Source organism: Rhizobium sp. PEPV16 (assembly GCF_008919455.1).
In the GTDB taxonomy this organism is placed as follows: Bacteria; Pseudomonadota; Alphaproteobacteria; order Rhizobiales; family Rhizobiaceae; genus Rhizobium; species Rhizobium leguminosarum_Q.
Map to the genome: position 1 here is coordinate 1 of NZ_VSZV01000195.1, position 11,955 is coordinate 11,955.

General features: G+C 60.1%; 11 protein-coding genes and 2 pseudogenes. 1 reads left to right on the plus strand and 12 read right to left on the minus strand.

Features of this window, described 5'->3' with window-relative positions:
- The 4 genes from FY112_RS05245 to FY112_RS05260 form a co-directional block, all read right to left on the minus strand.
- Positions 1–429: carboxyltransferase domain-containing protein (locus tag FY112_RS05245; protein WP_151517895.1), on the minus strand; the 429-nt coding region annotated here is incomplete at its 3' end.
- Entirely contained in the window at positions 429–1,814 is a 1,386-nt protein-coding gene (locus FY112_RS05250; protein WP_017957431.1) for an acetyl-CoA carboxylase biotin carboxylase subunit, read from the minus strand. The genes FY112_RS05250 and FY112_RS05245, both read right to left, overlap by 1 nt.
- Positions 1,811–2,053 (minus strand): acetyl-CoA carboxylase, encoded by a 243-nt coding sequence (locus FY112_RS05255; RefSeq protein WP_017957430.1) that lies wholly within the window; start codon positions 2,051–2,053, stop codon positions 1,811–1,813. Before FY112_RS05255 ends, FY112_RS05250 begins: the two co-directional genes overlap by 4 nt.
- Positions 2,054–2,071: 18 nt before the next feature.
- Positions 2,072–2,848, minus strand: a complete 777-nt coding sequence (locus FY112_RS05260; RefSeq protein ID WP_011648944.1) for a 5-oxoprolinase subunit PxpA — start codon at positions 2,846–2,848, stop codon at positions 2,072–2,074.
- 251 nt (positions 2,849–3,099) lie between these two features.
- Here FY112_RS05260 and FY112_RS05265 point away from each other — a divergent pair, with 251 nt between their 5' ends.
- The gene (locus tag FY112_RS05265; RefSeq protein WP_017957428.1) at positions 3,100–4,008 is read left to right on the plus strand and encodes a LysR family transcriptional regulator; all 909 of its coding nucleotides are present in this window, start codon (positions 3,100–3,102) and stop codon (positions 4,006–4,008) included.
- 257 nt (positions 4,009–4,265) lie between these two features.
- Here the strand turns inward: FY112_RS05265 and FY112_RS05270 are convergent.
- The 8 genes and pseudogenes from FY112_RS05270 to FY112_RS05305 all read right to left on the minus strand — a co-directional run.
- Positions 4,266–4,685: pseudogene (locus FY112_RS05270) on the minus strand (alkaline phosphatase PhoX); the annotation flags it as partial.
- A 159-nt stretch (positions 4,686–4,844) separates the two neighbouring features.
- Positions 4,845–6,959, minus strand: coding sequence for a carboxy terminal-processing peptidase (locus FY112_RS05275; protein WP_131718424.1), 2,115 nt, complete (start codon positions 6,957–6,959; stop codon positions 4,845–4,847).
- 147 nt (positions 6,960–7,106) lie between these two features.
- The gene (locus tag FY112_RS05280; protein WP_168274618.1) at positions 7,107–7,586 is read right to left on the minus strand and encodes an MEKHLA domain-containing protein; all 480 of its coding nucleotides are present in this window, start codon (positions 7,584–7,586) and stop codon (positions 7,107–7,109) included.
- A 119-nt stretch (positions 7,587–7,705) separates the two neighbouring features.
- Positions 7,706–8,896, minus strand: a complete 1,191-nt coding sequence (locus FY112_RS05285; RefSeq protein ID WP_017957425.1) for a M20 aminoacylase family protein — start codon at positions 8,894–8,896, stop codon at positions 7,706–7,708.
- Positions 8,897–8,966: 70 nt separating this feature from the next.
- Positions 8,967–9,746: an amino acid ABC transporter ATP-binding protein gene (locus FY112_RS05290; protein WP_151517897.1), complete on the minus strand. Its 780-nt coding sequence runs from the start codon at positions 9,744–9,746 to the stop codon at positions 8,967–8,969.
- The gene (locus FY112_RS05295; RefSeq protein WP_017957423.1) at positions 9,743–10,672 is read right to left on the minus strand and encodes an amino acid ABC transporter permease; all 930 of its coding nucleotides are present in this window, start codon (positions 10,670–10,672) and stop codon (positions 9,743–9,745) included. Before FY112_RS05295 ends, FY112_RS05290 begins: the two co-directional genes overlap by 4 nt.
- The gene (locus tag FY112_RS05300; RefSeq protein ID WP_026158318.1) at positions 10,669–11,559 is read right to left on the minus strand and encodes an ABC transporter substrate-binding protein; all 891 of its coding nucleotides are present in this window, start codon (positions 11,557–11,559) and stop codon (positions 10,669–10,671) included. The genes FY112_RS05295 and FY112_RS05300 overlap by 4 nt, the downstream gene beginning before the upstream one ends.
- Positions 11,560–11,633: 74 nt before the next feature.
- Positions 11,634–11,955, minus strand: a pseudogene (locus tag FY112_RS05305) (nitrate ABC transporter substrate-binding protein); the annotation flags it as partial.

Below are 11,955 nucleotides of genomic sequence, written 5' to 3' on the forward strand. Positions count from 1 at the left end.
CGAACCCGCATGTGCGGCGACGAAATCCTCGACACCGCCGTAGCCGTTGACCCGGGCAGCATAATCGAGATCCGTTCCGCCGGGTTCCTGGTGCCGTTCGCGAAAGTGCATCAGCGTCTCGTATGTCCATGGATCATTATAGAAGACCGGAATCTCGATGATGCGGGTCTTCAGGACCGGCTCGGATTTTTCCGCCACGCCCTCGATCGCCTGCACCTCCCGCAGGATGTCGTCCGGCTTGATGAGATCGGGATTGAACTTTACCTGGAACGAGGCATTGGCCGGGCAGATCTCGGTGACACCCCTGATCCGGCTTTCGCGGACCGCTGTCGCCATGGACAAGCTCTTGAAGAAGGCTTCCAGCGACATCTCGCTGCTGCATTCGACGAAGAGGTGTTCATCACCTCCGAAGGTATATCGCGCAGGCATCAGGCAACCTCCTGGGTCCGGCCGGCCAGAGCGGGAAAATCGTGCTCCAGCCATTGTTCGAGAAAGCGGGTATGGAAAGCGCCCTTGGCGACGCTTGCATCGCGGGCGAGCGCCAGATGCAGCGCCACCGTCGTCGGCACGCCTTCGATCGCGAGAGCCGTCAGCGACGCGGCAAGCTTTTCGAGGCAGGCCTTGCGTGTTTCGGCGTGCACGATCAGCTTGCCGAGCAGGGAATCATAAAAGGGCGGGATCGTGTAGCCCTCGTAGAGCATCGTGTCGAACCGGATGCCCTCGCCTTCCGGGACCGACAGCGACGCGATCGTACCTGGCGATGGCTGGAAGGCTTTGAACGGATCCTCGGCATTGATGCGGCACTCGATCGCATGGCCGCTGGCCACGATGTCGCGCTGAGCGACCGAAAGAGCCGCACCGCCGGCGACCTTGAACATCTCCTGCACCAGGTCGAACCCGGTGATCATCTCGGTAACAGGATGCTCGACCTGGATGCGGGTGTTGACTTCGATGAAGTAGAAGTCGCCCGTTTCGTCGTCATAGAGATATTCGACCGTGCCGGCGCCGCGATAGCCGACCTCGCGCGCAAGCGCCACGGCGCTGACGCAGAGGCGTTCGCGCATGTCGGCAGGCAGCATGAAGGCGGGCGCCTCCTCCCACACCTTCTGGCGCCGCCGCTGCAAGGAGCATTCGCGTTCGAAGAAATGCACGAAATTCTGTCCGTCGCCGAAGATCTGCACCTCGACGTGCCGGGCGCGGGCGATGACCTTTTCCAGATAAAGTCCGCCGTCGCCGAAAGCGGCCAGCGCCTCGGCCGAAGCCAGCGGAAACTGCTGTTCGAGCTCGGCGATGCTGTCGACGATCCGGATGCCGCGTCCGCCGCCGCCAGCCGCCGCCTTGATCATCACAGGAAAACCGATCTCGCCTGCGAGCAACCGCGCCTCTTCGAGCCCGGCGACACGCCCGTCGCTGCCGGGCACCGTCGGCACGCCCGCGCGCTTTGCCACCTGCCGCGCCGCCACCTTGTCGCCGAGCGTGCGGATCGCATCGCCGGAAGGACCGATGAAAATCATGCCGGCGTCGCGCACCGCATCGGCGAAATCGCCGTTTTCGGACAGAAAGCCGTAGCCCGGATGCACGGCATCGACACCGGCTGCCTTGGCGGCGGCGATCACCGCCTCGATGTTGAGATAGGATTTCTTCGGCGCCGGCGGGCCGATGTTCATCGCCTCGTCGGCGAGCCGCACCGCCAGCATGTCTGCATCTGCTGCGCTGTGCACCTGCACGGTCCGGATACCGAGCGCCTTCGCCGCCTTGATGACGCGAATGGCGATTTCCCCGCGATTGGCGACGAGCACCGAGCGGATCGTCATGCCTCGACCTCCGCGATGACCTGCCCTGCCATGACAGGCTCCTCATTGTCGACGAGGAAGGTGATCGCCTTGCCGGAAACACCAGCCGGAACTTCCTGGAATGTCTTCATCACCTCGATCACGCCGATCGTTTCGGCCTCGGTGACATCGTCGCCGTCTGCCTTGAAGGGCGGCGCATCCGGCGCCGACGCCCGGTAGAAGGTGCCCGGCAGGGGCGAACGGATTTCAATCTTGCTCATGGTCGGTCTCCGCAAAGTCTAATGTCCAAGGATCTGCGACACGGGCACGATCCGGATTCCGGCACCGATCAGAAGCTCGCGCATGCTGAGAACGATGTCGAGTGCGCCGAGCGTATCGGAATGAAAGCAGATGGATTCAAATTCGATGTCGATATCGTTGCCCGTGACCGTGCGGACCTTGCCCTCCTGGCAGGCGCGCAGCACTTTCTGCGCCAGCACCATCGGGTCTGGGCGGCCGGCATCGCGGGTAAAGACGATCGAACCGCTGTCGTCATAGTCGCGGTCTGCGTAGAACTCGCGCACGACAGGCTGTCCGGCATCGAGTGCCGCCTTGTGCGTCGCCGAGCCACCCATGCAGAAGACAAAGGCGTTGGGCGAGACGATGCGCATATACTGGACAAAGAGCTGAGCGAAGTCCGGATTGACCGCCATCTCCATGTAGAGCGCGCCATGCGGCTTCACATGCTGCACCGGCACGCTGTAGCGGCGGGCGAACTCGCGCAGCGCGCCCACCTGATAGATGATGTCGTTGACCAGCTCCTTGCTGCTGCCGACAATCTTGCGACGGCCGAAGCCCTGAAGGTCATTGTAGCCAGGATGCGCGCCGATCCCGACCCCATGAGCCGCGGCTAGCGCCACGGTCTCGTCGATGAGGTTCGGGTCGCCGGCATGGAAGCCGGTGGCGATATTGGCCGAGCTGATGTGAGAGATCAGCAGCGAATCCTGCGTATCGCCGATCCGCCAGCGACCGAAGGCCTCTCCCATATCGCAGTTGATGTCGACGATATCTTTCAAACTGTCTTCCCGCCGTTGTCATCTGACGAAAACGCTACGCGACGAAACAGGATTTGAAAAATTCATTTTTTGCGGCATCATTATCGAGAAAAGAGATACCTGCGCTTAAATCGCGGGCGAAGCTTAATATGTTTCTTTCCAACGGCTTGGCTCGATTCCGCCTCAAATTCGTAGAGCACTCGCATAAATTAAAAGCAGTCGATCGGATTTATCCAAGCCGAATTCAGATAATTCGATGGGAAAAACAGATCATGAGCCTCAGTTTCCGGCAGCTCCGTTATTTCGTCGCAACCGCCGAGCAAGGACAGATCTCCTATGCAGCGGCACAGCTCTCGATCTCGCAGTCGGCAGTGACGACCGCCATCAAGGAACTGGAAAAATCGATCGGCGTTGCTCTTTTCACGCGCATGCCGCAGGGCATGGAACTGACCGCCGCCGGCCGGCAGTTTCTTTCCTACGCCTACGAGATCCTCGCCAAGGTCGATGAGGCAACGCATCTGAACTATGTCAGCAGCGACATCGAGGGCGATCTGACTGTTGCGGCGACCTACACCGTCATCGGCTACTTCCTGCCGCTCCACATAGAGCGCATGCGGCGACTCTATCCTAAGCTGCGCATCCAGCTTTACGAGGTAAACCGCGAGTCGATCGAGGAAGGCCTGCTGGTCAACCGGTACGACATTTCGGTACTTCTCACCTCGAATATCCTGAATACCGCGCTCACCACCGAGACGCTTTTGCGTTCCATCCGCAGGCTCTGGGTGGCGGCGCAGCATCCGCTACTGAAGCATGTGGGCGTCGGCCTACAGGAAATCGCCGAGGAGCCCTACATCATGCTGACGGTGGACGAGGCGGCGTATTCGTCGCTGAAGTACTGGAGCACGACACCCTATCAACCCCGCGTGATGCTGCGCACCTCGTCGATCGAGGCAGTACGCTCCATGGTCGCTAACAACCTCGGCGTCGCGATCCTGTCGGATATGGTACACCGCCCCTGGTCGCTGGAAGGTCGGCGGATCGAGACAATCAACATCAAGGATCCGGTGCCACCGATGGATGTCGGCCTCGCTTGGCGCGCCAACACCGACTTCACTCCAGCCATGCATGCCTTTCGCCGATATTTTCAGCAGGCGTTCGGCCTGCCGGGCACAAATCGATAAACTCTGATTCGACTGCAACTTATAGCGAGATCTATGATTTTCGGCCCACTATGGTCTGTGTGTAGGTCTTGAAGGAGTGTGAGCCGTAGTCCTCTGAGCTCGAAAACCTAAGCGGTTACGCAGCGTGAACAGGTGCAGATAGCTTTCTAAAAAAGGGGCGCCGGGATGATGCCCTCATCCCGGCAGCTAACTGGCCTTCACAACTAGCTGGTAGCCTGACTACCACTCCCATTGCGCCTCGACGCCGCGTTCAACCGTCAGACGGCAATCTTGCCACCGCCAACCTTGGTGATGGCGACGACCGCAGGTCGCACTGGCATGTCGGGCTTGAAGTCCGGCCAGCGGGTCGAAAGGTCCTCGTAATAGGACGGGCGGCCATGGCCCGGCCAGTCCTCGCCGCCATCGGCGGGATGCTGCACGGCGACGAAAGCGGTCTCGTCGTCCGGCGTGAAAAGCGGGCCGCACATTTCGGCGCCGACCGGCACGCGGAAAAACAGCTTCGAAGTGGCGCGCGCCGTCCCTTCCGTATCGACGGCCCACAGACCATCGGTGCGGCCGGTGGCCTTGTTGTTGTTGCCGTCGGTCGAAACCCAGGGGCGGCCGGCAGCATCGACGGCGCAGTTGTCGGGCATGCCGAACCAGCCGTTCTTGGTCGTCTCGGTTGAAAAGGTCGCACCGGGACGGCCTCTTCCCCTCCCTTGGAAACCCTTCGAAGGCGGCAATGGTGACGAGTGACGCGGCTGCGGGCCAGCGGCCTCCGCTTCCGCAATGATGCGGTCACCGGGCCGGTGGCTTGCAGATCCTGATCGTGGACCCGTTGCGCCGGTCAGCTATGACTATTTTCCGTCCGTGTTTCCCGATTGTTTTGCGGCTGCCTTGAGCACGCCTTCCTGCAGATCCGCCTCGTCTGCAAGAATGGCGGCGGCCTCGTTCAGCAAGACGTCTTTTGCATTCTTGCGGGCATTCTCGATGGCAATATCAGCGCTCAGGCTGCGCTCGCCTGCCTCCAGGCCGTCATCTCCAAGATCCTCGCCATCCCCTGCTTTCGCTCGATCCTTGAACCGTTTCTCGCGAGCCGTCGCTTCTTTGCGACGTTCGGCTTCATTGAGGGAAACGACCCCTTTTTCGCGCTGCGCCTTGAGGTCGGCAATGTCTTTTATCAGGCGCTGGAATTCCGGATCGCTCTCAACCCGCGCATCATGGCGGCTTTGCAATGCCGGCAGCAACGTCGTGACCGTGTCGACAGCCGTGTACTTCGCAGGTTTGATCTGCGCCCACGGCAGGGCATTGTCATAACTGGTCTCGCCGAAGCTCGCCGGATCGAAAAGTCCTGGCAAGCTGATATCGGGCGTCACGCCGTGCAGCTGCGTCGTACCGCCGTTGACCCGGAAAAACTGGGCAATCGTCACCTTTAGCTCCCCTAACTCGGGTTTGCTGTTGCGGACGATCCGGTCAAGATCGACGACGGTCTGAACGGTGCCCTTCCCGAAACTTGGTTCGCCGACGATCACGCCTCGGCCGTAATCCTGGATTGCCGCGGCAAAAATCTCGGAAGCCGACGCCGACCCGCGATTGATCAGGACACCCACCGGGCCTGTCCAGACGGGCGCTGCAAGCTCCGAGCTCCTCACCTCGACCTTGCCATCGCTGCCGCGTTGCTGAACGACCGGGCCATTGCCGATGAACAGACCGGTCAAATCAATTGCCTCGTCCAATGAACCGCCGCCGTTGTTGCGCAGGTCGATGAGAACGCTGTCGACTTTTTCTTCCTTCAGTTCGTCGAGAAGCTTGGCGACATCGCGGCTTGCGCTTTTGTAATCCTCATCCCCTTTGCGCTTGGCTTCAAAATCCTCATAGAATACCGGCAGAGTAATGATCCCGATTTTACGCGTGACGTCGCCCGCTTTTACGGACAGTACAGTCTTCCGGGCGGCCTGCTTGTCGAGACTGATTTTATCGCGCACCAGGCTGATGACGCGATGCGTGCCCTCAGCTCCGGCATCTGCCGGCAGGATGTCCAAACGCACGACGGAACCTTTTTTCCCGCGTATCATCTGCACGACTTCATCAAGGCGCGTGCCCACCACGTCCTTGATTGCGCCGTCCTTGCCTTGGCCAACGCCGGTAATTCGATCTCCGACCGAGAGCTTGCCGGACAGCTGTGCCGGCCCGCCAGGCACGAGCTCGCGGATCGTCGTGTAATCGTCGCGCTCCTGCAGGACCGCACCGATACCAAACAGCGAAAGCTTCATCGAGACATTGAAGTCGGCTGAAGCGGCCGTACCGAAATAGTCCGTGTGCGGATCGATCGACGTTGCGTAGGCGTCCATGAACGATTGGAAAACGTCGTCGCTTTTGAACTTGTAAGCGCGCTCGAGTGTGTTTTCATAACGTTTGTCGAGTGTTTCGCGAATGGCCGCGTCGTTTTGGCCGCCCAGTTTCAACCGCAACCAGTCGCTCTTGACGCGCTTGCGCCAAAGCTCATTGCTCTCGGCCTCCGACTGCGGCCACGGCGCTTTATCGCGCAGCACCGAATAATCTTCCTGCGCGCTGAAATCGAAGTCCTGCTTAAGCAGGTTGCGCGCATAGTTCATGCGGTCGACAACGCGCTGCTGATACGCTTTGAAGATCGCAAACGGGATCTTCAAGTCTCTCTCCTCGATGGCATCATCGATCTCGCTGCGGTCGGACATGAATCCGTCGATGTCGGCTTGCAGGAAGAGCATGCGGTCCGGATCAAGTGACTTGATGAACCCATCCATGATCCTGGCCGACAAGGCGTCGTCGAGTGGAACGGGCTTGTAGCTATACCGCGAAAGAAATTGTGCGCTCAACTCGGCGGCTTGCGCCTGTCGCTTTAGCGGCGCCAGAGCAGGCGGTGATGCAACTTCAGCATATGCGGACTGTGCAATTGCAAGAAATGCACCTAGGAAAAAGTAGGCGATGCGCATTCAGCGTTGATCCAATTCTTGATGCCGAGTGTCGATGTGCGATTTATGTGACGCAATCATGGTTTTTTGGCAACCAAATGGCAAACGACATGGTTTGCAAAGCTGCGGACATATCCGGCGCCTGGTTGGTGTCTCCGCAGCCGGCGCTCAATCCGCCTGCACGTCTTGCCAGGAATCGAATGTCGCAGCCTGACCGCGACGGCATCCGCTGCGGTCGACAAGATCCCAAACGATGGCTTTTTCGATATAGAAACGCCGCCCTGACTTGGCGATGCGAAGTCCGCGGTAGTCGGCGATAAAGCCATTCGCCGCCACGGCATTCAACAGCCTCTCACGTTCCGCGCGATCGGGCGCCTCCGCCGAAAGACGCGATGGCAAAGTGACGAACTCGTCCCATGAATATTCAAAGCAAGCCTGGGCAGCGCGGTTTGCATAGATGAAGCGCGGATCGGCGTCGGTGTTGTGGGCAAGGACAACTGCCGGCGACTGGTTGTAGAGCCATTCGGCACCCTGGCCTTCCGGCGTCAGGCTGCGTCCCACCCTTCGTTCGAAGTTTTCCGCCATCAGTGCGTAAAATTCGAGATCGTAAGACAAGTCGAGCCCGGCGTCGTTATAGTTGGCAATCATGCTGCGCATCCTGCATTGCGGCGAGAGATGTTGACGTGATGGTCTCGCTACAAAATCCTTTTGCGCTACTGAAAGTGCAAGCTCCAAATGCGATGCCGTCAAGCTGGGCGACCGGGACTTCAGGCGTCATCCTGGAGGTAGCGTTCCGCGAGCCTTGCCCACATGGCCGCGCCAACCGTCAGGCTGGCATCGGCGAAGTCATATTTGGCGCTATGCAGGATCGCGGAATTCATGCCATTGCCGAGACGCAGGAAGCTGCCCGGCTTGTGCTCGAGAAAGTGCGAGAAATCCTCGCTGCCGGGAATGAGCGGGCACGTCGCGACCTTGTCTTCGCCGACCAGTTCCATCGCGACGACCCGGGCAAAATCCGTCTCATCAGGCGAATTGATGACAACAGGATTGCCGCGATCGTAGTCGATCTCAATGGAAGCATTGTGCCCTTCTGCCACCGAGCGGGCGAGCTTGGTGATGCGTTGCTGCAGGAGGTCGCGAATGCCAGGCTCGAAGGAGCGCACGCTCAATGCGAGCTTGGCATATTCCGGAATGACGTTGACGGCATCGCCGGCATGGATCGTGCCGACGGTGATGACCGCCGTCTGGGTCGGGTCGAGATTGCGCGAGATGATCGTCTGCAGCGAAACGACAAGGTTGCACGCCACGACCACGGGATCGACGGTCAGATGCGGCCGCGAGGCATGGCCGCCTTTGCCCTTGATGGTAATCTCGACGGTGTCCGACGCCGCCATCATCGGGCCGGATCGCAGCAGGATGGTGCCTTCGGGAGCGCCGGGGTGGTTATGGAGGCCAAAGATGGCATCGAACGGAAACCGCTCGAACAGGCCGTCGGCGATCATCGCCTGGGCGCCGCTATTCTTGCTCGCCTCTTCCGCAGGCTGGAAGATCAGCGTCACCGTGCCGTTGAAACGGCGGGTGCGGGCGAGATATTCGGCTGCGCCGAGCAGCACGGTCGTGTGGCCGTCATGGCCGCAGGCATGCATCTTGCCGGGGGTGCCGCTGGCATAGGCAAGTCCGGTTTCCTCGACGATCGGCAGCGCATCCATATCGGCGCGGATGGCGATGCCCTTGCTGCCATTGCCGGCGCTGAGGCGGGCGACAACGCCGTGACCGCCGACACTGCGGGTCACGTCATAACCCCAGCCTTCCAGCTTTTCCGCGACATACCGCGCCGTTTCGGCTTCTTCGAAGGAGAGTTCCGGATGGGCATGCAGGTATTGGCGGGTCGCTTTCAGCTCCGCCTCCATGGCTTCGAAGTCGGAAAGGCGGGCATAGGCATTGTCGAGCGCGGGCATTAAAACATCCAGTCTTGATCGAAAAGGGCGATTGCTCCGGCCCGAAGGTCGAAGCAGAAGCTGACACCAGTTAGAGAAAACGGGCGAGAAAAGCCTGGGTCCGGGGATGTTGCGGATTGCCGATGACATCCTCGGGCTTGCCCATCTCGACGACATTGCCGCCGTCCATGAACACGACCCGATCGGCCGCTTCACGGGCGAAACCGATCTCGTGGGTCACGACGATCATCGTCAGGCCCTGTTTGGCGAGATCGCGCATTGTGGAGAGAACTTCGCCGACCAGTTCGGGGTCAAGCGCCGAGGTGGGCTCGTCGAACAGCATCAGCTTGGGTTTGATCGCCAGGGCGCGGGCGATGGCGACGCGCTGCTGCTGACCGCCGGAGAGCTGGCGGGGATAGCTGCCAGCCTTTTCCGACAGCCCCACTCGCTCCAAAAGCCGCAGGGCGTTCTCGGTCGCGGCATTGCGGCTTTCGCCGTGCACGCCGACCGGGGCCTCAATGATATTCTGCAGCACCGTCATATGCGGATAGAGATTGAACTGCTGGAACACCATGCCGATCTTGCGCCGCTGGCTGGCGATTCCGTTGCTCGACAGCTTTTCCAGCCGGTCCTTGCGAAGGCGATAGCCGATCTGCTCGCCATCGACTTCGATGAACCCCTTGTTGATCGCTTCGAGATGGTTGATGCAGCGCAGGAAGGTCGACTTTCCCGATCCGGACGGGCCGAGCACCACGACGACTTCACCCGGCATGACATCGAGGTCGATCCCCTTCAGTACTTCGAGCTGGTCGAAGGACTTGTGGACGTTGCGGGCTCTGACGAGAGGCTTTGCAATTTCGGCACCGGTCAATGGCTTGCCTCCTCGACAAGGGTCTCGGGTTTGGCGGCAGCGGTGTTGTTGCGCCGTTCGCTGCGGCCGTAATAGGCCTCGATGTAGCTCTGGCCGAGATTGAGGATGGAGGTGATGAAGAGATACCAGAGGACGGCCACCAGCAGCATCGGTACGATCTCGAAGGTGCGATTATAGATCGACTGGACGGAATAGAGCAGATCGGCCATGGCGATGACGCTGACGAGCGACGTTGCCTTGATCATGCTGATCAGCTGGTTGCCCGTCGGCGGCACGATCGAGCGCATCGCTTGAGGAATGATGATCCGCCACAGTGCCCTCGCCTTGGTCATGCCGAAGGCTTCCGCCGTCTCGAACTGGCCGCGATCGACTGAGAGCAGGCCGCCGCGGATGATCTCGGCCATGTAGGCCGCTTCGTTCAAGGCAAGGCCGACGATTGCCGCCGTCATCGGCGTGATCACCGAATTGGTCTCCCAGCTGGCGAGCGTCGGGCCGAACGGAATGGTGATCGAAAGTTCGGGAAAGAGGGTCGAGAGATTGTACCAGAAGATCAGCTGCACCAGGAGCGGCGTGCCGCGAAAGAACCAGATGAACAGCGACGCCAGCGAACGTGCAAGCCGGTCATTCGACAGCCGGGCGATCGCCAGTCCGAGGCCGAGAACGATACCGATGGCCATTGCGACCACTGTCAGGCCCAGGCTGACATAAAGGCCATTGATGACAGTCGGATCGAAGAAATAGGCCGCAACGACCGGCCAGCCGAAATTCTCGTTATGAGCGACGATCCACAGGAAATTCGCGGCAATCAGGAGCACGGCCACCCATAGGACGAGCCGGCCCGTTTGAAAGGGCTTGTGGGCATGGGCAACGTCCCGGAAGTCTGCACCGCCCAAAGGCGGTGCAGCAGTCGTGCGATCGTTGCTCATTTCGGCAGGGCTCCACCAAGATTGATGCCGGGCTGCTTGATCATGTTGTTCTCAAGACCCCACTTCTTCATGATGGCGGCATAGGAGCCGTTATCCATCAACGCCTTGATCGAGTCGAGCAGAACGGGGCCGAGCGGCGAGCCCTTCGGCACGACGGCGCCCTGATAGAGATCCTCGAACCCGTTTTTCTGGCCGACGCCGCTCAATTCCAGCTGGCCGTTTGCCTGAGACACGAAATAGGTCAGCGGTGCCTGCGAGGAGAAGAAGGCATCGGCGCGTTTGGAGCGGACTGCCAGGATCGAGCTCGGCTGATCAGTATAGGACTGCACTTCGGGCGCAGGCTTGCCGTCCGTCTTGCACTTTTCAACCTGGGCCTGGATCACCTTTTCGGCGGAGCCGCCGGCCATGACTGCAATGCGATTGCCGCAGGCGCTTTCGAGCGAGGTGATGGCCTTCGGATTGCCCTTCTGGACGGAGAAGACCACGTATTCCTGAACCCAGTCGACGAAATCATTGGCCTCTTCACGGCTTTTGAAGTCACCGATCGGGCCGAAGGCGAACTGGTATCGGCCGGAATTGATGCCGGCGAGCAACGCGCTCAACCCGCTGACGGTTTCGTGCTCAATCTCGACGCCGAGCATCTGGCCGATTGCATCGGTCAGATCGGCGCTGGCGCCGGTCAATTTCGTACCGGTGACGATCTCATAGGGAGGAAAGGATCCGTTGTTGACGGAGATCATCTTGCCGTCCGTGCGGATCTTCTCCGGCAGGCGGGCGCGAAGAGCGTCGTTGACGGTCTGCTTTGGCACGGCCGCCTCCTGGGCGAAGACCGACGTCGTCATCATCAGACCCAGCAGAGCGGCGGAAGCGATCAGTTTCGAATGCATGTCATTCCCCTTTTTGGTTTTGCGAAAATGGTAATTCAACGATGAGGCCTGCGAAGGGTTTCCCCAGGCCTTGTTCATCGGGCTTTGGTGTGCCACGGAAACAGATCGGCGGGCGTCAAAAGGCGCGGCATGATCTTCTGTTCGTAGAGTTCCTCGGCAAAGTCGGCGATCATTGCCTCGTTCTCAGCAAGCCCGCTGGCTCTCCAGGTCGGCGGCAGATCAGCCGCGCAGCGGCGCAGTTCGTCGATCATCCAGGGCGTGGTGTCGGCGTATTTCTCACGCTTTTCCAGCCACAGACGCTGGGACTCGTCGATCAGCTCACTGAGTTCATCCATGATCCAGGGATGCTCCTGGACGATATCAGCCTTGAAGCCGATCAGATGCATGCCCGGGATG